The organism is uncultured Azohydromonas sp. (assembly GCF_937926365.1).
Lineage (GTDB): Bacteria > Pseudomonadota > Gammaproteobacteria > Burkholderiales > Burkholderiaceae_C > Azohydromonas.
On record NZ_CALAOH010000162.1, the window covers coordinates 1 to 24,077 of the forward strand.

General features: G+C 69.7%; 20 protein-coding genes. 17 read left to right on the forward strand and 3 right to left on the reverse strand.

Going from position 1 to position 24,077, the window contains the following annotated elements:
- Nucleotides 1–1,097: diguanylate cyclase (locus tag Q0741_RS16920; RefSeq protein WP_298234369.1), on the reverse strand; the 1,097-nt coding region annotated here is incomplete at its 3' end.
- Nucleotides 1,098–1,282: 185 nt separating this feature from the next.
- On the opposite strand from Q0741_RS16920, the gene Q0741_RS16925 reads away from it, so the two are divergent.
- The 13 genes from Q0741_RS16925 to prsR all read left to right on the forward strand — a co-directional run bounded on the left by Q0741_RS16925 (nucleotide 1,283) and on the right by prsR (nucleotide 17,333).
- The gene (locus tag Q0741_RS16925; RefSeq protein WP_298234370.1) at nucleotides 1,283–2,107 is read left to right on the forward strand and encodes a TIGR00266 family protein; all 825 of its coding nucleotides are present in this window, start codon (nucleotides 1,283–1,285) and stop codon (nucleotides 2,105–2,107) included.
- A 137-nt stretch (nucleotides 2,108–2,244) separates the two neighbouring features.
- Nucleotides 2,245–3,267: a YncE family protein gene (locus tag Q0741_RS16930; protein ID WP_298234371.1), complete on the forward strand. Its 1,023-nt coding sequence runs from the start codon at nucleotides 2,245–2,247 to the stop codon at nucleotides 3,265–3,267.
- A complete protein-coding gene (locus Q0741_RS16935) occupies nucleotides 3,251–4,021 on the forward strand; it encodes a polysaccharide deacetylase family protein (protein ID WP_298234372.1) in 771 nt (256 codons plus the stop codon). Before Q0741_RS16930 ends, Q0741_RS16935 begins: the two co-directional genes overlap by 17 nt.
- 6 nt (nucleotides 4,022–4,027) lie before the next feature.
- Entirely contained in the window at nucleotides 4,028–4,972 is a 945-nt protein-coding gene (locus Q0741_RS16940) for a sterol desaturase family protein (protein ID WP_298234373.1), read from the forward strand.
- Between the two features lie 197 nt (nucleotides 4,973–5,169).
- Complete coding sequence (locus tag Q0741_RS16945) at nucleotides 5,170–6,060, forward strand: EI24 domain-containing protein (protein WP_298234374.1); 891 nt, start codon at nucleotides 5,170–5,172, stop codon at nucleotides 6,058–6,060.
- Nucleotides 6,057–6,851, forward strand: coding sequence for a molybdopterin-binding protein (locus Q0741_RS16950; RefSeq protein WP_298234375.1), 795 nt, complete (start codon nucleotides 6,057–6,059; stop codon nucleotides 6,849–6,851). The genes Q0741_RS16945 and Q0741_RS16950 overlap by 4 nt, the downstream gene beginning before the upstream one ends.
- 243 nt (nucleotides 6,852–7,094) lie before the next feature.
- The gene (glnA, locus tag Q0741_RS16955; RefSeq protein ID WP_298234376.1) at nucleotides 7,095–8,510 is read left to right on the forward strand and encodes a type I glutamate--ammonia ligase; all 1,416 of its coding nucleotides are present in this window, start codon (nucleotides 7,095–7,097) and stop codon (nucleotides 8,508–8,510) included.
- Nucleotides 8,511–8,637: 127 nt separating this feature from the next.
- Entirely contained in the window at nucleotides 8,638–9,207 is a 570-nt protein-coding gene (locus Q0741_RS16960; protein WP_298234377.1) for a hypothetical protein, read from the forward strand.
- On the forward strand, nucleotides 9,204–10,283 hold the full coding sequence (gene glnL, locus Q0741_RS16965) for a nitrogen regulation protein NR(II) (protein ID WP_298234378.1): 1,080 nt from the start codon (nucleotides 9,204–9,206) through the stop codon (nucleotides 10,281–10,283). The genes Q0741_RS16960 and glnL overlap by 4 nt, the downstream gene beginning before the upstream one ends.
- Before the next feature lie 19 nt (nucleotides 10,284–10,302).
- Nucleotides 10,303–11,796 (forward strand): nitrogen regulation protein NR(I), encoded by a 1,494-nt coding sequence (ntrC, locus tag Q0741_RS16970; RefSeq protein ID WP_298234379.1) that lies wholly within the window; start codon nucleotides 10,303–10,305, stop codon nucleotides 11,794–11,796.
- 653 nt (nucleotides 11,797–12,449) lie between these two features.
- Nucleotides 12,450–13,841 carry a TIGR03013 family XrtA/PEP-CTERM system glycosyltransferase gene (locus tag Q0741_RS16975; RefSeq protein WP_298234380.1) on the forward strand — a complete coding sequence of 464 codons (1,392 nt, stop codon included), beginning with the start codon at nucleotides 12,450–12,452 and terminating at the stop codon, nucleotides 13,839–13,841.
- A gap of 52 nt (nucleotides 13,842–13,893) precedes the next feature.
- A complete protein-coding gene (gene prsK, locus Q0741_RS16980; protein WP_298234381.1) occupies nucleotides 13,894–15,966 on the forward strand; it encodes an XrtA/PEP-CTERM system histidine kinase PrsK in 2,073 nt (690 codons plus the stop codon).
- A complete protein-coding gene (gene prsR / locus Q0741_RS16985; protein WP_298234382.1) occupies nucleotides 15,963–17,333 on the forward strand; it encodes a PEP-CTERM-box response regulator transcription factor in 1,371 nt (456 codons plus the stop codon). Before prsK ends, prsR begins: the two co-directional genes overlap by 4 nt.
- A 32-nt stretch (nucleotides 17,334–17,365) precedes the next feature.
- Here the strand turns inward: prsR and Q0741_RS16990 are convergent, their stop codons facing one another.
- Entirely contained in the window at nucleotides 17,366–18,373 is a 1,008-nt protein-coding gene (locus Q0741_RS16990; RefSeq protein WP_298234383.1) for an NAD-dependent epimerase, read from the reverse strand.
- Nucleotides 18,374–18,694: 321 nt separating this feature from the next.
- On the reverse strand, nucleotides 18,695–18,868 hold the full coding sequence (locus Q0741_RS16995) for a hypothetical protein (protein WP_298234384.1): 174 nt from the start codon (nucleotides 18,866–18,868) through the stop codon (nucleotides 18,695–18,697).
- Between the two features lie 72 nt (nucleotides 18,869–18,940).
- On the opposite strand from Q0741_RS16995, the gene Q0741_RS17000 reads away from it, so the two are divergent.
- From Q0741_RS17000 to Q0741_RS17015, 4 genes are all read left to right on the forward strand, one after another.
- Nucleotides 18,941–19,564 carry an XrtA/PEP-CTERM system exopolysaccharide export protein gene (locus Q0741_RS17000; protein WP_298234393.1) on the forward strand — a complete coding sequence of 208 codons (624 nt, stop codon included), beginning with the start codon at nucleotides 18,941–18,943 and terminating at the stop codon, nucleotides 19,562–19,564.
- 81 nt (nucleotides 19,565–19,645) lie between these two features.
- Nucleotides 19,646–21,217 carry an XrtA system polysaccharide chain length determinant gene (locus tag Q0741_RS17005; RefSeq protein ID WP_298234385.1) on the forward strand — a complete coding sequence of 524 codons (1,572 nt, stop codon included), beginning with the start codon at nucleotides 19,646–19,648 and terminating at the stop codon, nucleotides 21,215–21,217.
- Between the two features lie 4 nt (nucleotides 21,218–21,221).
- The gene (locus tag Q0741_RS28900) at nucleotides 21,222–22,478 is read left to right on the forward strand and encodes an XrtA-associated tyrosine autokinase (protein WP_367184128.1); all 1,257 of its coding nucleotides are present in this window, start codon (nucleotides 21,222–21,224) and stop codon (nucleotides 22,476–22,478) included.
- 30 nt (nucleotides 22,479–22,508) lie between these two features.
- Nucleotides 22,509–24,077, forward strand: coding sequence for a TIGR03016 family PEP-CTERM system-associated outer membrane protein (locus tag Q0741_RS17015; RefSeq protein ID WP_298234386.1), 1,569 nt, complete (start codon nucleotides 22,509–22,511; stop codon nucleotides 24,075–24,077).

Here is a 24,077-nt window from a genome sequence, read left to right on the forward strand (position 1 = left end):
CGCCCGGGCCCCTGGCGGCGTGCCTCGGCCAGCGCCAGCCGCGCGCGCTCCAGCCCCTGCGCCAGCGCCTCGCCCGCGCGCAGTTCGCCCACGCCGAAGCTTAGGTTCAGCGTGACGGAGGGCTCCAGCCGCGCCAGCGCCTGCACGCGCGCGGCGATGCGCGCGGCGGCGGCCATGGCGTTGCGCAGCGAGGTACCGGGCAGCAGCAGCACGAAGGCCGTGCCGTGGCGGCCGGCGATGTCGTGGCCGCGCAGCGTGGCGTGCACGCCGTGCGCCACCAGGCGCTCGCGGGTGCGCGAGCGGGACGGATCCAAATCGGCGCGGCCGGCGGGGTGGATGTCGAACAGCAGCACCGCCGAGGCGCGCATCTCGCGCCGCAGCACCCGCCGCGCCAGCACGTCGAAATGCGTGCTGCCCGGGTCCAGCAACTCGCTGCGGCCCAGCAGGCGCAGCCGCCGGCGCGACTCGCGCAGCGCGTTCTCGGCGCGCTCCTGGGCCAGCAGCGGCGCCACGCCGCTGGCGGCCACCGCCAGCAGTGCGTTGAGCAGCAGCGCGGCCGGTGTGGCCCAGGTCTGGGCGCGCAGCGCGAGCCAGGCCGCCAGGGCCTGCAGCAGCGCGCCGCTGCCCAGAGCCAGTGCCGAGATGCGCAGCGCGGCACTGAGGCGGTGCGCTTGCGCGCGTCCCAGCAGCGCGCCCACGCAGGCTTGCAGCACGGCCGACAGCAGGGCCGCGTGCGCGTCGCGCTGGGTGTCGTCCTGCAGTTCCAGGCCCAGCGCCCACAGTGCGGCCAGGCCGGCCAGCAGGGCATCGGCGCCGGCGCTGCCGGGCAGGCGCCAGCGCGCCTCGAAGCGCCGCAGGCCCTGCAGGGCTGCCAGCGGCCACAGCGCCAGCAGCCACACGCCCAGCCCGCGCAGCAGCGGAGAGTTGGCGCCGGCGAGCTGCAGCCCCGCGCCCGCGGCGGCCAGCGCCGGCGCCGCGACCCAGCCCCAATGGCCGCGCGGCACGGTGCGCAGCAGGCCCCAGAGCGCCAGCAGCAGCGCCACGCCGGCGGTGAGCACCAGATCAGCCAGGAGCAGCGTGGGAAGGTCAGGTTGCATCGTCAGCCTTGCACCAGCCGCCCGCTTCCCGGGTCCGGCCAGCCTGCGACTGTCCCCAGTGGCCGCGTGGTACGTGCAACCGCGTGCATCGGCGCGCGGGTTCGGCTGACGCATGGATACAGCGCCTCCGTTGCTGGGGGGGTTGGTTACCATCGCCGCGCTTTCAACACGCAGGGGTTCTCTCCATGGCCATGGACGTCGTCGATTACGAAATCAAGGGCTCGGAAATGCAGTTCGTCGAGATCGAGCTGGATCCGGGCGAAGCCGCGGTGGGCGAGGCCGGCAGCCTGATGTTCATGGACGGCGGCATCGCCATGGACACCGTCTTCGGCGACGGCGCGCGCCAGGGCGGCGGCGGCCTGTTCGGCAAGCTGCTGGGCGCGGGCAAGCGGCTCATCACGGGCGAGTCGCTGTTCACCACGGTCTACACCAACCAGGCCCACGGCAAGCAGCGCGTGGCCTTCGCCGCGCCGTACCCGGGCAAGATCCTGCCGATGGACCTGCGCCAGCTCGGCGGCACGCTGGTCTGCCAGAAGGACGCGTTCCTGTGCGCCGCGCGCGGCGTCTCGCTGGGCGTCTACCTGCAGCAGAAGCTCTCGGTGGGCTTCTTCGGCGGCGAGGGTTTCATCATGCAGCGCCTGGACGGCGACGGCCTGGCCTTCGTGCATGCCGGCGGCACCGTGGTGCGGCGCGAACTGCAGCCCGGGCAGACGCTGCTCATCGACACCGGCTGCGTGGTGGCGATGACGCCCAACGTGAACTTCGAGATCCAGTACGTCGGCAAGATCAAGACGGCGCTGTTCGGCGGCGAGGGCCTGTTCTTCGCCCGCGTCACCGGCCCGGGCACGGTGTGGCTGCAGAGCCTGCCTTTCTCGCGCCTGGCCTCGCGCGTGTTCGCCGCGGCGCCGCAAACCGGCGGCGGCGGGCGCGACGAGGGCTCGATCCTGCCCATGGCCGCCGGCGCGGGCCTGCTGGGCGGCCTCTTCGGCGGCAGCGGTGGCGACGACTGACGCTTTCGCGGGTTCGGCGGGCCGCGACGCGACGCGCCTTGCGGCAGCGTGACAGAGGTCAACTTTTGGGCATCCCGCCGCGGCGCCGGGCCGGGGGTGCGTGACTACACTGGCGCCCCGCAAGAGGTGGTGGACCCATGAAGCTGTTGACGAAGGTGGCGCGCGCCGGCGCCGGTGTGTTTTTCCTGGCGGCCGCTTCCTGGGCGTCGGCGCAGGTGGGTGCCCAGGCGGCGGCGCCGCTGCCACCGGTGTTCGTGCTGAATTCGCAGGACGCCAACGTCAGCGTCCTGGACCGCGCCACCCTGCAGCCCAAGGTGCTCATTCCCACCGGCAAGGAGCCGCACCACCTGTACCTGACGCCGGACGAGAAGTCGGTGATCGTGGCCAACGCGCTGGCCGACTCGCTGACCTTCATCGACCCGAAGACGGCGCAGGTGCAGCGCACGGTCACCGGCATCACCGACCCGTACCACCTGCGCTTCTCGCCCGACATGAAGTGGTTCGTGACCGCGGCCAACCGGCTCGACCACATCGACATCTACCGCTGGGACCCCGCCAACCAGGCCCAGCCGCTGCAGCTGGCCAAGCGCGTGCCGGCGGGCAAGACGCCCAGCCACCTGGCCATCGACACCCGCTCCAGCGTGGTCTACGGCTCGCTGCAGGACAGCGACGAGCTCATCGCCATCGACCTGCGCACGCAGGCGCCGCGCTGGCGCATCCCGGTGGGCAAGATGCCCGCGGACGTGTACCTCACGCCCGACGACCGCACGCTGCTGGTGGGGCTGACCGGTGACGAGGTGGTCGAGGCCTACGACGTCAGCGGCGTGGCGCCGAAGCTGATCAAGCGCATCCCCACCGGCAAGGGCGCGCACGCCTTCCGCGCGCGCGGCGACGGCAAGCACCTCTTCGTCTCCAACCGCGTGGCCAACACCATCAGCCTGATCGACACGCAGGCGCTGGCGGTGGTGGCGAACTACCCGGCGCCGGGCGGCCCCGACTGCATGGAGCTGCTCTCCGACGGCAAGACGCTGCTGGTGTCCTCGCGCTGGGCGCGCAAGGTCACGGTGATCGACACGGAGAAGAAGCAGGTGGTGCAGCAGGTGGCCGTGGGGCGCTCGCCGCACGGCATCTGGACGCTGGACCATGCCTCGCGCCGCTGAGGCCCTGACGCTTTCGCTGCTGCTGGCCTGCGGGGCCGCGGCGGCGGCCTGCGACAAGCCGGTCTATCTCACCTTTGACACCGGCCACATGGGCGTGGCGCCGCTGGTGGCGCAGGTGCTGCAGCGCCAGCAGGTGAAGGCCACGTTCTTCCTGGCCGACGAGCGCACGCTCGACGGCGGCAGCAGCCTCGACGAGCAGTGGGCGCCGTGGTGGCGCGCTCGCGCCGCCGAGGGCCATGCCTTCGGCTCGCACACCTGGAGCCACGTGGTGTGGCGCGGCGACGAAGGAGGGCAGTTCCGCGTGCAGCCCACGGCCGGGCCGCGCGCCGGCCAGCGCTACGCGCTGGACGAGGCCGGCTACTGCGAGGAGCTGAAGAAGCCCGCGCGGCGCTTCGAGGCCATGACGGGGCAGAAGATGCTGCCGCTGTTCCGCGCGCCGGGCGGCAAGACCTCGCCGGCGCTGCTGGCGGCGGCGCAGCGCTGCGGCTTCACGCACGTGGGCTGGGCGCCGGCAGGCTTCCTGGGCGACGAGCTGCCCAGCGAGCGCTACCCGAACGACAAGCTGCTGGCGCAGGCAGTGCGCGACATCCGCGCCGGCGACATCCTGCTGGCGCACCTGGGCATCTGGTCGCGCAAGGATCCCTGGGCGCCGGCGGTGCTGGAGCCGCTGATCGAAGGCCTCAAGCAGCGCGGCTTGTGCTTCGCCACGCTGCGCGAACATCCCCGGTACACGGCCGCGACGGCCGGACGTTGAAGACGCATGCAATGGTTCGTTGATCTCTTCGCCCAGGCGCAGCAGCAGCTGTTCGAGCAGGTGGTGCAGCCGCTGCTGTTCGAGCTGGGCCTGGCCAGCGTGATGGAGGACGCCTTCGTCGCCACCGGCTGGCTGCTGGTGGGGCTGGTGCAGATCGCGCTGATGCTCACGCTGCTGCGCGCGCTGGAGCGCTGGCGTCCGGTGGAGCCGGTGACGGACCGCGCCGCGGTGCGGGTGGACGTGCTCTACACGCTGATCCACCGCCTGGGGCTGTTCCGCGTGGCGCTGTTCTTCACGCTCGATCCGCTGTGGGACTCGCTCATCGGTCGGTTGCGCGTGGCGGGGCTACCGACCTTCCACCTCGACACGCTGTGGCCGGGCGTGACCGACGTCGCGCTGGTGAGCTTCGTGCTGTACCTGCTGCTGTTCGACTTCGTGGACTACCTGCTGCACCGCGGCCAGCACCGCTGGCGCTGGTGGTGGGCGCTGCACGGACTGCACCACAGCCAGCGCCAGATGACGCTGTGGAGCGACAACCGCAACCATTTGCTGGACGACGTGATCCGCGACAGCGCGCTGGTGGTCGTGGGCCTGCTGGTGGGCATCCCGCCGGGGCAGTTCGTGGCGGTGGTGGCCTTCACGCAGCTGCTGGAGAGCTTGGCGCACGCCAACCTGCGGCTGTCCTTCGGCCCGCTGGAGCGCTGGCTGGTGAGCCCGCGCTACCACCGCTGGCACCACCGCACCGGCGATGGTGAGGTCGAGGACGGCCATGGCCGCCCGGGCGGCGACAATTTCTCGGTGCTGTTCCCGGTCTGGGACCGGCTGTTCGGCACCGCGTACTTTGGCGACCTCTATGTGCCCACCGGGCTGCCCGAGGACGGGCGCGACTGGGGGCGCGGCTTCTGGGCCCAGCAGTGGCTGGGCCTCAAGCGGCTGGCCGGGCGTGCCTGATTCCAGTTTTTCATTGCTTGTGAAATGACCCGTTCGGACTGAGGTAAAGGCCGAATCCACCAGGCTCGGATGGCGGCGTTACGGCGGGGGCCGTTCACCCTTCGATACTTCAGGGCGAACGGAATACTTCACTCACGAACTGGAATGAGACGCCGGGCCTTTGACGGCCGGGAGTCCCTGGGAGATTCATGCGCCCCTTGAAAGACCTTTTGGACGCCTTTTGGCGCGCCAGCGCCTACTGCCTGCACCCGCGGGTGATGCTGCTGACGCTGGCGCCGCTGCTCATCGCCGCGGCGCTGGCGCTGGGCCTGGGCTGGCTGTACTGGGAAAGCGCGGTGGACGGCGTGCGCGAGACGCTCGACCGCTGGTCGCTCACCGCGGCGATGCTGGGCTGGCTCGACGCCATGGGCGGGCAGAGCCTGCGCTCCGTGATCGCGCCGCTGCTGGTGGTGTCGCTGGCGGTGCCGGTGCTGGTGGTGCTGTCGCTGCTCCTGGTGTCGGTGCTGGCCACGCCGGCGCTCACGGCCATGGTGGCGCGGCGCCGCTTTCCGGCGCTGGAGCGGCGGCACGGCGCGGGCTTCTGGCACAGCGTGGCCTGGTCGGTCGGCTGTTCGCTGCTGGCGCTGCTGGCGCTGGCGCTGTCGGTGCCGCTGTGGCTGGTGCCGCCGCTGGTGCTGGTGCTGCCGCCGCTGATCTGGGGCTGGCTGACCTACCAGATGGTGGCTTTCGACGTGCTCTCCGATCACGCCACGCGCGAGGAGCGGCGGCTCATCCTGCGCGAGCAGCGCTGGGCCTTGCTGGCCATGGGCGTGGTCAGCGGCTACCTGGGCGCGGCGCCCTCGCTGCTGTGGGCCTTCGGCGCGGCGGTGCTGATCCTGGCGCCGGTGCTGGTGGTGGCCTCGGTGTGGCTGTACACGCTGGTGTTCGTCTTCTCCTCCCTGTGGTTCGCCCACTTTTCGCTGATGGCGCTGCAGCGGCTGCGCGCGCGAGAGGAGGCCATGGCCAGCGCGGCGCCGCCGGGCGGCGAGATCATCGAGATGCCGGCGCCGGCATCCACGCTGCAACTTCCCCGGGATCCTCAGGCATGAACTTCGGATTGATCGTCATCGGCGACGAGATCCTGTCCGGCAAGCGCCAGGACAGGCACTTGGCCAAGGCCATCGAACTGCTGGCCGCGCGCGGGCTGCGGCTGTCGTGGGCGCGCTACCTGGGCGACGAGCGCGAGCAGATCGCCGCCGCGCTGCGCGAGGCCTTCCGCAGCGGCGACGCGGTGTTCAGCTGCGGCGGCATCGGCGCCACGCCGGACGACCACACGCGCCAGGCGGCGGCGTCGGCGCTGGGCGTGCCGCTGGAGCTGCATCCCGAGGCGCGGGAGCTGATCACGCAGCGCATGCGCGACATGGCGGCGGAGAAGGGCGTCGCCTTCGACCCGGACAGCCCGGACAACCGGCGGCGGCTGCACATGGGCGAGTTCCCGCGCGGCGCGGCGATCGTGCCCAACCCCTACAACCGCATTCCGGGCTTCAGCGTGGGCGAGGTGCACTTCCTGCCGGGCTTCCCGGTGATGGCGCATCCGATGATGGAGTGGCTGCTCGACACCCGCTACGCGGCGCTGCAGGGCACGCAGCGCCAGCGCGAGCGCTCCTTCATCGTCATGGGCGCGCTGGAGGCCACGCTCACGCCGCTGATGGAGGCCGTTGAGGCGGCGCATGTGCAGGTGCGCGTGTTCAGCCTGCCCAGCGTCGACCATCCGCAGTGGGGCCGCCACGTGGAGCTGGGCGTCAAGGGCCCGGCGGCGGCGGCCGATGCCGCCTTCGAAGACCTGCGCGCCGGACTGGCCCGGTTGCAGGTGCAATTCGGCCCCGAAATGGTGCGCTAGCAGGATTGTCATTTCACCAAATAGGTGCGCCAAAATGCATTCGAATGGTGCGTGCGAAAGGGCCCTCGTGACCTGTTTCTCCTCGGGCTGCCCCGGGTTGACGCAGCGCACAGTGCAGATCGATGAAATCGGCATGCTTTCTGCTAGATTCCAGTGCTCTCTCGAAGGCCCGGCACCGCACCGGGCCTTTGTTTGAATCAGCTGTATCAACCGACTCGCACAGCACCCGCTAGGAGATTTTTGATGGCCAAGACCGTCGCCGACGTGATGAAGATGGTGAAGGAGAACGAAGTCAAATTCGTCGACTTCCGCTTCACCGACACCCGCGGCAAGGAGCAGCACGTTTCGGTGCCTGTCTCCCATTTCGATGAAGACAAGTTCCAGTCGGGCCACGCCTTCGACGGCTCGTCCATCGCTGGCTGGAAGGGCATCGAAGCCTCCGACATGCTGCTGATGCCGGATCCGAACACGGCCAACATCGACCCGTTCTTCGAAGAGCCGACGCTGATCCTGACCTGCGACGTCATCGACCCGGCCGACGGCAAGCCCTATGAGCGCGATCCGCGCTCGCTGGCCAAGCGTGCCGAGGCCTACATGCGCGCCTCCGGCCTGGGCGACACCGCCTACTTCGGTCCGGAGCCCGAGTTCTTCGTGTTCGACAGCGTGCGCTGGAACATCGACATGTCGGGCTGCTTCTCCAAGATCGAGAGCGAGGAAGCCGCCTGGAACACCGGCAAGGAGTACGAGCACGGCAACTCCGGCTTCCGTCCCGCCGTCAAGGGCGGCTACTTCCCGGTGCCCCCGGTCGATTCGGGCCAGGACCTGCGCTCGGAAATGTGCCTGCTGCTGGAGCAGCTGGGCATTCCGGTGGAAGTGCACCACCACGAAGTGGCCAACGCCGGCCAGATGGAAATCGGCACCAAGTTCAGCACGCTGATCGAGCGCGCCGACTGGACGCAGCTGCAGAAGTACGTGATCCACAACGTCGCGGCCGCCTACGGCAAGACCGCCACGTTCATGCCCAAGCCCATCGTTGGCGACAACGGCAGTGGCATGCACGTGCACCAGTCGGTGTGGAAGGACGGCAAGAACCTGTTCGCCGGTGACGGCTACGCGGGCCTGTCGGACTTCGCCCTGTACTACATCGGCGGCATCATCAAGCACGCCCGTGCCCTGAACGCGATCACCAACCCCGGCACCAACAGCTACAAGCGCCTGGTGCCCGGCTTCGAAGCCCCGGTGAAGCTGGCCTACTCGGCCAAGAACCGCTCGGCCTCGATCCGCATCCCGTACGTGGCCAACCCGAAGGGCCGTCGCGTGGAAGCCCGCTTCCCGGATCCCCTGATGAACCCGTACCTGGGCTTCGCCGCGCTGCTGATGGCCGGCCTGGACGGCGTGGAGAACAAGATCCACCCGGGCGAGGCCGCCACCAAGGACCTGTACCACCTGCCGCCGGAAGAGGACGCGAAGATCCCGACCGTCTGCCACAGCCTGGACCAGGCCCTGGAAGCGCTGGACAAGGACCGCGCCTTCCTGACCAAGGGCGGCGTGTTCACGGACGCGTACATCGACGCCTACATCGACCTGAAGATGCAGGAAGTCACGCGCTTCCGCATGGCCACGCACCCGGTCGAGTTCGACATGTACTACGCCCTGTGATCCCGCGAGGGCTCTAGCGCAGCAAGGGACGGCCCGTGGGCCGTCCCTTTTTCGTTTCCATGGCGCTCGTCGCCGCGCCAACGCGCTTTGACACAATCCTCGGGACGAGACAAAACGATCCAAGCGCATGAAGCACATCAGCCCCAGGGCGCTCGTGACGCTGCTGCTGGCCGGCGCGGCGGCGCAGGTGCAGGCGCAGGCGCAGGCGCAGGACGGCACGGTCTACCAGTGCGCCAAGCCCGGCCAGCCCCAGCTCTTCACCGACGCCGCGGGCGCGCGGCAGGCGCGTGAACGGGGCTTCGATTGCCAGGCCATGCTGGCCGTGCCCGTGACAGTGCCCCAGGGGCCACGCTCGCGCGGCGCCGGCGCGCCGGCACGCGCGGCCCCAGCCGAGTCCGTGTCCGCCGCAGCGGTGGCGGCGTCGGTGCCACGCGGCGGCGAGCGGGGCGCTGACGCGCAGCAGCGCGCGCGCGACAACGATGCGCGCGCCATCCTGCAGACCGAGCTGCAGCGCGAGCAGGCGCGGCTGCAGCAACTGCTGGCCGAGTACAACGACGGCCGCCCCGAACGGCGGGGCGATGAACGCAACTACCAGCGCTACCTCGACCGCGTGGCGGCGCTCAAGGCCTCCATCGAGCGCAGCAGCGCCGACATCGCCGCGCTGCAGCGCGAGCTCGCCAGACTCACCCGCCCATGAAGCTCCTTCGTCCCTCGTCGCCCAACTACGACAACTTCGACCTGCTCGCCACGCTGGTGGCGGTGGTTTCGCCGCAGGGCCAATGCCTGTTCGTCAACGCGGCCTTCGAGGACCAGATCGGCCTGTCGCGGCGCAGCCTGGTGGGCGGCAACCTGCCGCAGTGGTTCGTGCTGCCGCGCCAGCTGCAGGAGACGCTGGCGGCGGTGGCGCGCAACGACTACTCCAGCGGCCGCTTCGACGCGCAGCTGCGGCGGCTGCCGGGGGCGCAGCCCGAGGCGCTGCCGGTGCACGTGATCGTCAACCAGACCGACAGCCCTGATCGCGTGATCGTGGAGATGATCGAGATCGAGCAGCAGACGCGCCAGGACCGCGAGGAGCGCGCGCTGGACCAGGCGCAGGCCAACAAGGAGCTCATCCGCAACCTCGCGCACGAGATCAAGAACCCACTGGGCGGCATCCGCGGCGCGGCGCAGCTGCTGCAGATGGAGCTGCAGTCCAGGGAGCTGACCGAGTACACGCAGGTGATCGTGCAGGAGGCCGACCGGCTGCAGGCGCTGGTGGACCGGCTGCTGGCGCCACACCGCAAGCCGCACGTGGTGGGCGACGTCAACATCCACGAGGTGTGCGAGCGGGTGAGGGCGCTGATCCTGGCCGAGTTCCCGCGCGGGCTGTCGGTGCAGCGCGACTACGACACCTCGCTGCCCGAGTTCCGCGGCGACCGCGAGCAGCTCATCCAGGCCGTGCTCAACATCGCGCATAACGCGGCGCAGGCGCTGACGCAGCGCATCGCCGACGGCGATGCCTGCATCGTGCTGCGCACGCGCGTGACGCGGCAGGTCACGATCGGCAAGACGCGCTACAGACTGGCATTGGAATTGCATATCGAGGACAACGGCCCGGGCGTTCCCGAGTCGATCCGCGATCGCATCTTCTACCCGCTGGTGTCGGGGCGCGAGGGCGGGTCGGGCTTGGGGCTGACGCTGGCGCAGACCTTCGTGCAACAGCACCAGGGCACCATCGAATGCGACAGCACGCCGGGCCAAACCGTTTTCAAAATCCTGATTCCATTACCCTGACAGAGGTAAGCGCTCAAGCATGAAACCGATCTGGGTCGTAGACGACGATCAATCCATCCGCTTCGTGCTCGAAAAGGCGCTGGCGCGCGAGCAGTTCCAGGTGCGCAGCTTCGGCAACCCGCGCGACGTGCTGGCGGCGCTGGACGACGACGAGCCGCAGGTGCTGGTGAGCGACATCCGCATGCCCGGCGGCTCCGGCCTGGACCTGCTGGCCAAGGTCAAGCAGCGCCTGCCCGGGCTGCCGGTGATCGTGATGACCGCCTATTCCGACCTGGACAGTGCCGTCTCGGCCTTCCAGGGCGGTGCCTTCGAATACCTTCCGAAGCCCTTCGACGTGACCAAGGCGGTGGAGCTCATCCGCCGCGCGGTGGAGGAGAGCCTGCGCGAGCAGGTGCAGGGCGAGCGCATGGCGCAGATGCCCGAGATGCTGGGCCAGGCGCCGGCGATGCAGGACGTGTTCCGCGCCATCGGGCGGCTGTCGCAGAGCAACGTCACGGTGCTCATCACCGGCGAGAGCGGCTCGGGCAAGGAACTCGTGGCCCGGGCGCTGCACAAGCACAGCCCGCGCGGCAACGGCCCCTTCGTGGCCATCAACACCGCGGCCATTCCCAAGGATCTGCTGGAGTCCGAGCTCTTCGGCCACGAGCGCGGCGCCTTCACCGGCGCGCAGAGCATGCGCCGCGGCCGTTTCGAACAGGCCGACGGCGGCACGCTGTTCCTCGACGAGATCGGCGACATGCCCTTCGACCTGCAGACGCGGCTGCTGCGCGTGCTCTCGGACGGGCAGTTCTACCGCGTGGGCGGCCACCAGCCGCTCAAGAGCAACGTGCGCGTGATCGCCGCCACGCACCAGCATCTGGAGCAGCGGGTGAAGGACGGCGTGTTCCGCGAGGACTTGTTCCACCGCCTCAACGTCATCCGGCTGCGCCTGCCGCCGCTGCGCGAGCGGCGCGAGGACGTGCCGGCGCTGGCGCGCTTCTTCCTGTCCAAGAGCGCGCGCGAACTCGGCGTGGAGCCCAAGCGCATCACCGACGCGGCGCTGCAGCGCCTGGCGGCCTTCGACTTTCCCGGCAACGTGCGGCAGTTGGAGAACATCTGCCACTGGCTCACCGTGATGGCGCCGGCACAGGTGATCGAGCCCAAGGACCTGCCGCCGGAGTTCATGGGCGGCGCCCCCCCGGGCTACGACGCGCCCGTGCCCGTCGCCGCACCGGCCACCGGCATGCCGCAGCCCGAAGCACCGTCGCTGCCTTTCGCGGAAGCGGCCCCGGCCAGCCTCGCCGCGGCACCTCTGGACGCCGACTGGCTGCGCGACCTGGAACGCCAGGCGCGGGGCATGCTCGAAGCCGGCTCGCCCGAGGTCTGGGACACGCTCACCCGGCAGTTCGAAGGCCGGCTGATCCACACCGCGCTGGAGCTCACGCGCGGTCGGCGCATCGAGGCCGCGCACAAGCTGGGCATCGGGCGCAACACCATCACCCGCAAGATCCAGGATCTGGGCCTCGACGACTAGGCTTCCACTTGGTAGCCGGGCGATCCGTTTCCGTTCGCCCTGAGCCTGTCGAAGGGCAGGCACTCGGATATCGCCGCAGGGGCTTCGACAAGCTCAGCCCGAACGGGTCTGGGATGTCTGCAAGCTTCGTGGGATTCCCATGAGCCCCGCCGCCCGCCGCCCCCGCGCGGGTGCCCGGGGCTGCCGATGCCGTGACGTATCGCACGCTCGGCGGCTTGCCTCGCTCGCATCCGTTGTGCGGTGCATAAACCGCACCCATGATCCCCGCCCAGCCCACCAGGGTGGCCCCGGCTGGGGCCGGAGCTGTCTCCGCCGTGAACCGTCCTTGCGGACGCTGCCTGCGTTCGAAACCTTTTGGCTCTCAAACGTCTGTCACGAGTTTGGGGGGATGCGGCAGCGGAATCCGGGTTTTTGCAACCGCATAATCTGTATCGACCTGTTTCGGTTCTTGGGGTGACTGCGTAGCGCCCTGCTACAAGTGTGGCCGCCCAAGGGACGGGATTTCCACCGCTGGTGTGAACAAGTTCTTGGAAGCCGTCAGGGAGAGGCATGACGAGCCTCAATGAGGAACCGGTTCTGACGATGCATGCGCATGTGCTGTCCGAAGCCACGAAGGGCCGGGTTGATTTCGTCCCGTGGGACGGCAAGGGGGGATGGTGATCAGCGTTTACAAGCATCACGTACACCAGCGGGTGTTGTTCCAGGTCGGTTTTGACTTTGTTGTGCTCGCGGCGGTCGTGGTCCTGTTCGGCCTCACTCAAGGCGAGGCCGTATCCACGCTGATGCCCGGCGTGGCGGCGCAGGGGCTGTCGCTGGCGGCGTTCCTGTGCGTGATCACCACCGCCTCGGGCTTCTACGAGCCGGCGCACAAGCGCTCGCTGGCCCAGTCCTGCCTCCGCGCCGTGGTGTGCGTGCTGCTGGTGTTGCCGCTGGCCTTCCTGGTGGGGTACCTGTTGCCTGTCAGCGTGCTGCCGGCCGGCGCACTGCCGATGGCCGCTTTCCTGGGCACGGCGGTGGTGGTGAGCCACCGGGTGTGGGCCACGCATGCCGTGCTGCCGGCCCGGCTGCGGCCGCGCGTGCTCATCCTGGGTGCGGGCGAGCGCGCGGCCATGGTGGGCAAGCTGGTGATGGAGGGCGACAACGGCGCCGAGCTGGTGGGCTTCTACCCGACCGCCAACGAGCACGTGCATGCGCCGGTGGTGCCCATGCAGAAGCTGCTCTCCAACCAGGAACCGCTGGGGCAGCTCACGCAGCGCCTGAAGGTGCGCGAACTCATCGTGGCTCCGGACGAGCGGCGCGGCGCCGGCATTCCGATGGACCAGTTGCTGGCGTGCCGCACGCAGGGCGTGCGCGTGCTGGACCTCGCCGGCTACTTCGAGCGGACGGTGGGCCAACTGCGCGTGGACTGCATCGAGCCGGCGCTGCTGGTGTTCGGCAGCGGCTTCGACCAGGGCGTGCTGCGCCGGGGCGTGAAGCGGTTGTGCGACCTGGCCAGCGCCGGGCTGCTGCTGCTGGTGTCGGCGCCGGTGATGCTGGTGACGGCGCTGCTGATCAAGCTGGAGAGCCCGGGCCCGGTGCTCTACCGGCAGCAGCGCGTGGGTCTCAACGGACGCCATTTCGACGTCATCAAGTTCCGCAGCATGCGCACCGATGCCGAGAAGGACGGGCGCCCGCGCTGGGCCACGTCCAACGACGACCGCGTCACGCGCGTGGGCCGCATCATCCGGCGGCTGCGCATCGACGAGTTGCCGCAGATCTTCAACGTGCTGCTGGGCGACATGAGCATCATCGGGCCCCGTCCCGAGCGGCCGTTCTTCGTCGAGCAGCTCACGCGCGAGCTGCCCTACTACGCGCTGCGCCACAGCATCAAGCCGGGCGTCACCGGCTGGGCGCAGGTGCGCTATCCCTACGGCGCGACGGTGGAGGACTCGCTGCAGAAGCTGCAGTACGACCTCTACTACATCAAGAACCACAACCTGATGCTGGATCTGCTGGTGCTGGCCGAAACGGTGGGCGTGGTGCTCACGGGCAAGGGTGCTCGCTAGAAGTCCGGCTCATCCCCGCCATGCGCGCCGCGTTTGCTAGGACGGCACCGCCGTGGCCTTGAGCTTCGGACAGGTCGCGATCGGGAGCTATGCATTGGCCGCCGTCGCGCACCTGTGGCTGGGTGCGAGGCTGGACCGGGCCACGGCCGCGGTCGAGCGCGGCACGCCGGTGGCGCGCGCGCTGCGCGCCGCGCTGCTGTGCACGGCGGCCTGGGCCGGCGTGGCGTTGGCGACTCAGTTGCATCCGCAACCAGGCTGGATCGGTGCGGCGCTGGTGCTGGACGCGGCGCGCTACGGCGCCTGGTTCGTGCTGCTGGTGCTGATGGCGCAGCCGCGGCGCTGGCTGCGCGAGTTCGCGCGCGTGCTGGTGCTGCTGGCGGCGCTGTTGCCGCTGCTGGCGCTGGTCGGGCAGCCACTGCCGAACCTGGCCTCCAGCGTGGCCCTGGGGCTGCCGGTGCTGGGGCTGTTGCTGCTGGAGCAGCTCTACCGCAACGCGCCCGAGGATCTGTTGTGGGCAGCCAAGCCGATGTGCATCGGCCTGGGCTGCGTGTTCGCGTTCGACCTGTACCTCCACTCCCACGGCGTGCTGTTCGGCCAGTCCAAGCCGCACACGCTGGTGGTGCGCGCGGCGGTGCACTCGCTGGCGGTGCCCGCGCTGATGGTGGCGCTGCGCCGCCATGCGCTGCGCTCGCGCCCGCTGCAGCTGTCGCACCAGATGGCGTTCCACACGCTGACGCTGCTGCTGGTGGGCAGCTACCTGCTGATCATCTCCGGCGCCGGCTACTACGTGCGCGAGTTCGGCGGCGACTGGGGCCAGGCGCTGCAGGTGGGCTTTGGCGTGGCGGCGCTGGCGGCGCTGGCGCTGGCGCTGAGCTCGGGCGCGGTGCGCGCGCACCTGCGCGTGTTCGTGGGCAAGCATTTCTTCCGCTACCACTACGACTACCGCACCGAGTGGCTGCGCTTCACGGTGGCGCTGTCGGGTAACCCCGGCGACGGCGAGTTCGGCAGCCAGGTCGTGCGCGCGCTGGCCAACATGGTGGAGAGCCCGGGCGGCACGCTGTGGACCGCGGCGGCCGACGGCACGCACTTCGTTGCGGCCGCACACTGGAACAGCCCGCGCGTGTCGGCGCGCGAGGCGGCCGACTCCGCTTTCGTCAACTTCATGCGCGAGCGCGACTGGCTCGTGAACGTGCGGGAGCTGCGCGAGAGCCCGGAACGCTACGACGGCCTGGCGATGCCGGCGTGGCTGGCCTCGGATGCCACGGCCTGGGCGGTGGTGCCGCTGCCGGTGGCGCACGAGTTCATCGGCTTCGTGGTGCTGGCGCATCCGCGCACGCCGCTGCCGCTGAACTGGGAGGTGCGCGACCTGCTCAAGACCGGCGGACGCCAGGCCGGCATCTTCCTGGCGCGCATGCGCGCCGCCGAGGCGCTGCTGGAGGCCCGCAAGTTCGAGGCCTTCAACCGCATGTCGGCCTTCGTGGTGCACGACCTCAAGAACGTCGTGACGCAGCTGTCGCTGATGATGAAGAACGCCAAGCGGCTGCAGCACAACCCGGAGTTCCAGCAGGACATGCTGGCCACGGTGGACAACGCGCTGGAGAAGATGCGCCAGCTCATGCTGCAGCTGCGCGAGGGCGAGGCCCCGGCCGGCGGACGCCACGGCGTGGACCTGGCCGCGCTGGCGCAGCGGTTGCAGCACGGCGCGCAATCGCGCGGGCGCACGCTGGACGTGGAGGTGGCGCAGCCGGTGATGGCGCGCGGTCACGAGCAGCGGCTGGAGCGCGTGGTGGGCCACGTAGTACAGAATGCCCTGGACGCCACGCCCGCGGACAAGCGCGTGTGGCTGCGCGTGGAGCGCGCCGTGGGGCAGGCGCGCATCACCGTCGGCGACGACGGCTGCGGCATGACGGCGGACTTCATCGCCAACCGCCTGTTCAAACCCTTCAGCACGACCAAGTCCGGCGGCATGGGCATCGGGGCCTACGAGAGCGCGCAGTATCTGCGCGAGCTCGGCGGGGGCATCTCGGTGCACAGCGAGCCCGGGCGCGGCACGGTGGTCACGATGCAGATTCCCCTGTTCGAAACCGAGCGTCCCGCCGACGCGTTCATGGCTGGTTCCGCATGACGACTTCCAATCCCCCGCTGCTCATCGTCGAGGACGATGTGGCGCTGCAAAAGCAGATCAAGTGGTCGCTGGACGGCTATGCCAGCGTCGAGGCGGGCGACCGCGAGAGCGCGCTGCGCCAGTGTCGCCGCCACCGCCCGGCGGTGGTGACCATGGACCTGGGCCTGCCGCCGGATCCGGACTCGGTGTCCGAGGGCTTCAAGCTGCTGGACCAACTGCTGGAGATCGACCCGCTGATCAAGGTCATCGTCATCACCGGGCAGAACGGCCGCTCCAACGCCCTGCGCGCCATCGAGCTCGGCGCCTACGACTTCCTGGAGAAGCCTTTCGACCCGGACGTGCTGGGGCTGATCGTGGAGCGCGCCTACCGGCTCTACACGCTGCAGGCCGAGAACGCGCGGCTGCGCACGCTCAGCCAGAGCGATGCCACGCACGGCGTGATCACGCGCGACGAGGGACTGTTGCGCCAGTGCCGCACCATCGAGCGGGTGGCCTCCAGCAGCGCCACGGTGATGCTGCTGGGCGAGAGCGGCACCGGCAAGGAGGTGCTGGCGCAGGCGCTGCACGCGGCGTCCAAGCGCAGCGGCCGCTTCGTGGCCATCAACTGCGCGGCCATTCCCGAGGCGCTGCTGGAGAGCGAGCTCTTCGGCTTCGAACGCGGCGCCTTCACCGGCGCCACCAAGACCACCGTGGGCCGCATCGAGACTGCCCATGGCGGCACGCTGATGCTCGACGAGATCGGCGACCTGCCGCACCCGCTGCAGGCCAAGCTGCTGCGTTTCCTGCAGGAGCGCACCATCGAGCGCATCGGCGGGCGCCAGGAGATTCCCATCGACGCGCGCATCGTCTGCGCGACGCACCAGGACCTGCAGGCGCTCATCCGCGAGGGCCGCTTCCGCGAGGACCTGTACTACCGGCTCTCGGAGATCGTGGTGCAGATCCCGCCGCTGCGCCAGCGCTGCGGCGACGCGGTGCTGCTGGCGCATGCCTTCCTGCGCCGCTTCGCCGAGGAGCAGCGCCGCACGCTGCGCTTCACGGACGAGGCGCTGCGCGCCATCGAGGCCCACGCCTGGCCGGGCAACGTGCGCGAGCTCATCAACGTGGTGCGCCGCGCCGCGATCATGGCCGACGGCCAGGTGGTCACGGTGGAGGATCTGGGCCTGCCCGGCGCCGGCGGCGGGCAGGGCGCCGGGGAGCCCGAGGTCCTGGACCTGCGCACCGTGCGCGATCGCGCCGAGCGCGCCGCGGCGGTGACGGCGCTGGCACGTTGCGACGGCAACCTGGCCCGCGCGGCGGAGTTGCTGGGCGTGAGCCGTCCCACGCTGTACGACCTGATCAACCGCCTGGGCATCAAGGTCGGGCGCTGAGTTGGGGTGCTGAAGGAGCGGCCGGCGGAGGCTCAGACGCCGTAGTGGGCGCGGTACCAGGCGACGAAGCGCGCCACGCCTTCGCGGATGCCCGTGCGCGGCGCGAAGCCCACCCAGGACTTGAGCGCGTCCACGTCGGCGTAGGTGGCTGGCACGTCGCCGTTCTGCATCGGCAGCATGCGCTTTTCGGCCTGGCGCCCCAGCGCCTGCTCGATGCACTCGATGAACTCCATCAGCGGCACGGGCTCGTTGTTGCCGATGTTGAAGACGCGGTACGGCGCGTGGCTGCGGCCGGGATCGGGTGCGTGCGGATCGAAGCCCTGGTCGGGCGTGGCGGTGCGGTCCAGCACCCGGATCACGCCCTCGACGATGTCGTCCACGTAGGTGAAGTCGCGCCGCATCTGGCCGTGGTTGAACACGTCGATGGGGCGGTTCTCCAGGATGGCCTTGGTGAAGAGGATGGGCGCCATGTCGGGCCGGCCCCAGGGGCCGTACACCGTGAAGAAGCGCAGCCCGGTGGTCGGCAGCTTGTAGAGGTGGCTGTAGGTGTGGGCCATGAGCTCGTTGGCCTTCTTGGTCGCCGCGTACAGGCTCACCGGATGGTCCACGCCGTCGGACTCGGAGAAGGGCATCTTCACGTTGCCGCCGTAGACGCTGGAGCTGGAGGCGTAGACCAGGTGCTGCACCTGCGTATGGCGGCAGCCTTCGAGCACGTTGACGAAGCCCACGAGGTTGCTGTCAACGTAGGCGTTGGGGTTGAGCAGCGAGTAGCGCACGCCGGCCTGCGCCGCCAGGTGGACCACGCGGTCGAAGCGCTCGGCCTTGAACAGCGCGTCCATGCCGGCGCGGTCGGCGATGTCGAGCTTGAGGAAGCGAAAGCCCGCGTGCGGCTGGAGTTGCCGCAGCCGGGCCAGCTTCAGGTTGACGTCGTAGTAATCGTTGAGGTTGTCCACGCCCACGACCTCGTCGCCGCGCTCCAGCAGCCGCAGCGCCGTGGCCATGCCGATGAAGCCGGCAGCGCCGGTGACCAGTACCTTCATTACTTCCCCCAGGAATTCGAATGGAATACTTGCCTGCGGCCGTCGCCGGCCCGTGCGCAAGCACGGTGTTATTTGAGCTGAGTCAGTACTCGGCTGGATTCGGTGCTGTATGCGGGCCCGCGCCACGCCCGTGGTGGCTTCGTGCCGCATTGCACGCCGACGCCGCTCCAGCTGCCACGGCCCTGACACAGCCCGGCTCCAGGGCCTTAGGCTGCGCAGGACGTGCGCGTTTTGCTAGTACATTTCGTATCCAGCGCAGTGAATTCTCACATGGCGCAGTTTGGCATCCAGCTTCAGCAGATGCCACTTGAATTCGCTGGCTCAGCCGCGGAGATTCAATTTCAGTCCGGCGCGCTGTGCAAAGTTGCCAGCTTCACGGGTCTCAGCCACCCATTCAGGGCGTTGCTTGGGGATCTCCAGGAATTTATCACTGATAAATCTTGCAAAATTGTAGAAATTGCTGGTCCTCTGAATGATGACCCTGATCAGCGTCATTTGGATCACGGTGTCCTTGGACGGGGGTCCATGGGTGGTGGGCGGCACGAGCAGGAGGAGAGCTTGAACACGATTTCGAATCTGAGCGCGCGTTCTGGTCGCGGCCTGTTGGCCGCTGTCGCGTTGGCGTTGCTGGGGGCCTGTTCCAGCACGCCGGACTTTCCCCCGGCGCCGCCGCTGGCCGCCAGCGACGACTATTCCTACATCATTGGCCCGGGCGATTCGTTGAACATCATCGTTTCGCGCAACCCCGAGCTGTCGATGCAAGTGCCGGTGCGCCCGGACGGCAAGCTCGCCACGCCGCTGGTGGACGAGTTGGTGGCCCAGGGCAAGAACCCGCAGCAGCTCGCGCGCGAGCTGGAGCAGGCACTGGGCAAGTACGTGCGCGATCCGGTGGTGACGGTGATCGTCACCAACTTCGTCGGGCCCTACAGCGAGCAGGTGCGCGTGGTGGGGCAGGCGGCCAAGCCGCAGTTCCTGCCCTACAAGCAGAAGATGACGCTGCTGGACGTGATGATCGCCGTGGGCGGCCTCACGGACTTCGCCGCCGGCAACAGCGCCACGATCCTGCGGACCTCCGAGGGCAACAAGCAGTACTCGGTGCGTCTGAAGGACCTGATCAACCGGGGAGACATTTCGGCCAACGTCGAGATGCGCCCGGGCGACATCCTGATCATCCCCCAGAGTTATTTCTGACCGCCGTCGGCAGCGCAGGACTGCCGCGGGCGGCTGGGGTCCGGGTGAGCGGGCCCCAACGGAGTCTTGGAAGGAATCCTGATGGAAGAGCTGCTGGAGCAGCTGTCTGGTATCGCGCGCGGCATGTGGCGCTTCCGCTGGCATGGGCTCATCGTGGCCTGGGCCGTGGCGGTGATCGGCGGGGTGGTGGTGTGGCGCATGCCCGACCGCTACGAGGCCACGGCGCGCATCTACGTCGATACCCAGTCCATCCTGCGCCCGCTCATGTCCGGCCTCGCGGTGCAGCCCAACGTGGACCAGCAGCTGCAGATGCTGAGCCGCACGCTCATCAGCCGGCCCAACGTGGAAAAGCTCATCCACATGGCCAACCTCGACCTCAAGAACGCCACCAGCGCCGAGCAGGAGGCGCTGATCGAGTCGCTCACGCGCAAGCTCTCGATCAAGAGCGTGGGGCGCGACAACTTCTACACGCTGAGCTACCTGGATTCCAACCCGGAGAAGGCGCGCCGCGTGATCCAGTCGCTGGTGTCGATCTTCGTGGAATCGAGCCTGGGCGCCAGCCGCCAGGACACCAACTCCGCCAAGCAGTTCCTGGACGAGCAGATCAAGACCTACCGCGCCAAGCTGGAGGAGGCCGAGTCGCGGCTCAAGGAATTCCGGCTGCGCAACATCGAGCTGCAGTCCGGCGACGGCACGGACATCACCTCGCGGCTGGGCAACATGGGCGCGCAGCTGGAGGAGGCCAAGCTGCAGTTGCGCGAGGCCGAGACCGCGCGCGACGCGGCCCGCGCGCAGCTGGCGGGCGCCAAGAGCCTGGGCGGCACCACCTCGGCGGCAGGCGTGGCGTCGGACGTCCCGATGCCCGTGTCCACGCCCGAGATCGACGCGCGCCTGGACGCGCAGCGCCGCCACCTCGACGGGCTGCTGCAGCGCTTCACCGACCAGCACCCCGAGGTGCTGGCGACACGGCGGCTGCTCAAGGAGCTGGAGGAGCAGAAGCAGCGCGAGGTGGAGGAGCTGCGGCGCACCGCCTCCAGCGGCGCGGTGCTCAGCGGCGCCGGCAACACCAACCTGGCCTACCAGGAGATCACGCGGCTGCTGGCCACCAGCGAGGTGCAGGTAGCCTCGCTGCGCGCGCGCGTGGAGGAGTACAGCACCCGCTACGCCGCCGCGCGCGAGGCGCTCAAGAGCGCGCCGGCGCTGGAGGCCGAAGCCGCGCAGCTCAACCGCGACTACGACATCCACAAGAAGAACTACGAGATGCTCGTGTCCCGGCGCGAGTCGGCCACCATCTCCGGACAGCTCGAGGACGCGGGCGTGGCCGAGTTCCGGCTCGTGGACCCGCCGCGCGTGCCTTCCAAGCCCTCCGCGCCCAACCGGCTGCTGCTGCTGCCGGTGGTGCTGGTGGCGGCGCTGGGCCTGGGCGTGGCCGTGACCTTCGCCCTGAGCCACCTGCGCCCGGTCTTCTACCAGGGCGGTGAGCTGCGCAGGAAGCTGGAGCTGCCGTTGCTGGGCGTGGTCACGCTGGTGATGACGGACACGCAGATACGCCAGGAACGCGTCGATCGCATGCGCTTCCTCGGCGCCCTGGGCAGCCTGCTGGTCCTGTTGATGGCGGCCATGGCGCTGACCGCGCTCAAGTCGATGAAATGACGGCATGAGCACCTTGATCGAACAAGCCGCCGCGCGACTGGCCCAACTGCGCAACGCGGGTCTGGCGCCGGCCCCGGCCCGCGCACCGGCCGACGCTGGCGTCGAGGCGGCGCCGCCGCAGCAGCAGCTGCGCGACGCCCTGCCGCTGCTGCCGCCCGACTTCTCCGCCGATCTGCCCCCGGCCTACGTGCCGCCGCTGCCGCCGGAGCTCTCGCCGGAACTGCCCCCGCCGTTCCAACCCGAGCTGCCCCCGCCGTTCCAGGCGGAGTTGCCGCCGCCGTTCCCGCCGCAGCCGTCCACGCCCTTCGCTTCCGGCTACGGGCCGGAGCTGCATCCCTCGGAGCCGCAGCCGCCGCTGTCCACGGGCTTCCCGTACGAGGCGCAGTCCCAGGCGGCCGCGGGCTTCCAGCCCGACCAGGGCTACCCCCCGCCCATGCCCATGCCCATGTACGGCCATGGCGTGGGCACGGTGGCGACCCCGCGTCCCATGACGGCGACCTCGCGCCGCGTGGAGCTGGACTTGCGGCGGCTGGCGGCGGCCAACTTCGTCACGCCCGGCGCACCGCGCAGCCGCATCGCGGACCAGTACCGCGTCATCAAGCGGCCGCTGATCGCCAACGCGCTGGGCAAGGGGGCCGCACCGGTGGCGCACGGCAACCGCATCATGGTCACCAGCGCGCTGCCGGGCGAGGGCAAGACTTTCACCTCGGTCAACCTGGCGCTGAGCATCGCCGCCGAGCTCGACACCACGGTGATGCTGGTGGATGCCGACGTCGGCCGGCCCTCGGTGCTCAAGACGCTGGGCCTGGCGCCGGGGCCGGGGCTGCTGGACGTGCTCGAAGGGCGTGCCACCATGCCCGAGGTGCTGCTGCGCACCAACATCGACAAGCTCACGCTGCTGTCCGCCGGCACGCTGCACGACCGCGCCACGGAGGTGCTCGCCAGCGACGGCATGCACTCGCTGCTGCAGGAAGTGGCGCAGCGCTACGACGACCGCATCATCATCTTCGACTCGCCGCCGCTGCTGCTGACCACCGAGGCCCGCGCCCTGGCCAGCCACATGGGCCAGGTCATCATGGTGGTGCGGGCCGGACACACCAGCCAGTCGGACGTGCGGGCTGCGCTCGACACCATCGAGTTCTGTCCCGTCAAGCTGCTGCTGCTCAACCAGGCTCGCAGCTCCAAGTTCGATACCTACTCAACGGGACACAAATACGGCTATGGCTATGGGGAAGAGCAGGCTGAGCAGCAACCGGGCTGAGGCGCGCACGCGCCGCGGGAACTCGTGCCGATGAGGCCCCCACGGGCGCCGTGCCGCGCGGCCTGGCCCGCGCTGGGACTGCTGACGCTGGCGGCCGTGCCCGCCTGGGCGCAGCAGACGATGCAGCAGCAGCAGCTTGCGCCGGCGCCGCAGGCGGCGCAGGAGGAGCCGCAGAACACGCTCAGCGCCCCGCCGCTGGAGCTGCGGCTGGGGGCGATGCAGACCTTCACCGACAACGTGGACCTCGCCACGACGGACAAGCGTGCCGATGCCATCACGCGGCTGTCGCCCGGGTTGCGCTGGGTCAGCCGCGCCGGCCGCGTGCGGGGCTTCGTGGACTATTCGCTCAACACGCTGACCTACGCGCGCAGCGGCGACACCGACCTGCGCAACGCGCTCGCGGCCAACGCCACGGCCGAGTTGCTGGAGCAGCGTGCCTACCTCGACGCGCAGGCCGTGATCTCGCAGCAGTCGGTCAACCCGCTGGACGCGCAGTCCGTCGATCCCCAGGTCGGCCGCGACAACCGCACCGAGGTGCGTACCTTGAGCCTGACGCCGCGCGTGCAGGGCCGGCTCGGCGACGTGGCCCAGTGGGACGCGAGCCTGGGCTACCAGGCCAGCCACGCCACGTCCTCCAGCGTGTCGAACTTCTCGTCCACGAGCGCGCAGGCGCGCCTGGGCAACGGCGAGGCGCTCACGGCGCTGCGCTGGTCGCTGCAGGCCGCCCACGTCGCGCGGCGCTTCAACGGCGGGCGCAGCACCGCGGAGGACAGCCTGCGCGGCGTGCTGGACTACCGCGTCAACCACGAACTCAGCGCCGGCGCGATCGTCGGCTGGGAGTCCACCGACATCATCTCCACGACCAAGGAGAGCCACGTCACCCGCGGCCTGCGCCTGAGCTGGATACCTAGCGAGCGCACTCAGCTGAGCGCCGAGGTGGAGCGGCGCTTCTTCGGCACCGCGCACAACGTCGGCTTCCTCTACCGGCTGCCGCGCGCGGTGCTGTCCTTCTCCGACGTGCGCAGCCTCTCCAACGGCGTGGGGCAGCCCAGCACGGTCACGCAGGGCACCTGGTACGACGTGTTCAGTCAGCAGTTCTCCGGCGTGCCGGACAGCCAGCGTGACGTGCTGGTGCAAGCCGCGCTGCGCGAGCGCGGCATCAACGCCAGCCCCGATGAGCTGCAGTCGTTCCTGAGCTCGGGCGTGACCGTGAACCGCCAGCAGCAGCTCGCCTTCGCCTGGCTGCTGCCGCGCGACACCATTGCGTTCGCGCTGCAGCAAAGCGACGCCCGCCGCATCAGTAGCCTGGTTGCCGGGACCGACGTGTTCTCCTCCTTCAGCAACGTTCGCCAGCGCGGCTACTCGCTCACGCTGGCGCACCGGCTCACGCCCCTGTCCACGCTCACGCTCGGGTTCATGCAACGCCAGGCTTCAGGCGATGCCGTCGAAACCAAATTGCGCTCGATGACGGCCACCTGGTCCACGCAGCTCAACACGCGCGCCAGTTTCTCGCTCCTGGGCCGGCACGCGCGCTTCAGCAGCACCACCGAGCCCTACACCGAGTCGGCCCTGATGGGTACGTTCACGACGATCTTCTGA

Coding starts and splice junctions, on each gene's coding strand:
- Q0741_RS16925 (WP_298234370.1), top strand. CDS start 1,283: ATGGCCATGGACGTCGTCGATTACGAAATCAAGGGCTCGGAAATGCAG.
- Q0741_RS16930 (WP_298234371.1), top strand. CDS start 2,245: ATGAAGCTGTTGACGAAGGTGGCGCGCGCCGGCGCCGGTGTGTTTTTC.
- Q0741_RS16935 (WP_298234372.1), top strand. CDS start 3,251: ATGCCTCGCGCCGCTGAGGCCCTGACGCTTTCGCTGCTGCTGGCCTGC.
- Q0741_RS16940 (WP_298234373.1), top strand. CDS start 4,028: ATGCAATGGTTCGTTGATCTCTTCGCCCAGGCGCAGCAGCAGCTGTTC.
- Q0741_RS16950 (WP_298234375.1), top strand. CDS start 6,057: ATGAACTTCGGATTGATCGTCATCGGCGACGAGATCCTGTCCGGCAAG.
- glnA (WP_298234376.1), top strand. CDS start 7,095: ATGGCCAAGACCGTCGCCGACGTGATGAAGATGGTGAAGGAGAACGAA.
- Q0741_RS16960 (WP_298234377.1), top strand. CDS start 8,638: ATGAAGCACATCAGCCCCAGGGCGCTCGTGACGCTGCTGCTGGCCGGC.
- glnL (WP_298234378.1), top strand. CDS start 9,204: ATGAAGCTCCTTCGTCCCTCGTCGCCCAACTACGACAACTTCGACCTG.
- ntrC (WP_298234379.1), top strand. CDS start 10,303: ATGAAACCGATCTGGGTCGTAGACGACGATCAATCCATCCGCTTCGTG.
- Q0741_RS16975 (WP_298234380.1), top strand. CDS start 12,450: ATGGTGATCAGCGTTTACAAGCATCACGTACACCAGCGGGTGTTGTTC.
- prsR (WP_298234382.1), top strand. CDS start 15,963: ATGACGACTTCCAATCCCCCGCTGCTCATCGTCGAGGACGATGTGGCG.
- Q0741_RS16990 (WP_298234383.1), bottom strand. CDS start 18,373: ATGAAGGTACTGGTCACCGGCGCTGCCGGCTTCATCGGCATGGCCACG.
- Q0741_RS16995 (WP_298234384.1), bottom strand. CDS start 18,868: ATGACGCTGATCAGGGTCATCATTCAGAGGACCAGCAATTTCTACAAT.
- Q0741_RS17005 (WP_298234385.1), top strand. CDS start 19,646: ATGGAAGAGCTGCTGGAGCAGCTGTCTGGTATCGCGCGCGGCATGTGG.
- Q0741_RS28900 (WP_367184128.1), top strand. CDS start 21,222: ATGAGCACCTTGATCGAACAAGCCGCCGCGCGACTGGCCCAACTGCGC.
- Q0741_RS17015 (WP_298234386.1), top strand. CDS start 22,509: ATGAGGCCCCCACGGGCGCCGTGCCGCGCGGCCTGGCCCGCGCTGGGA.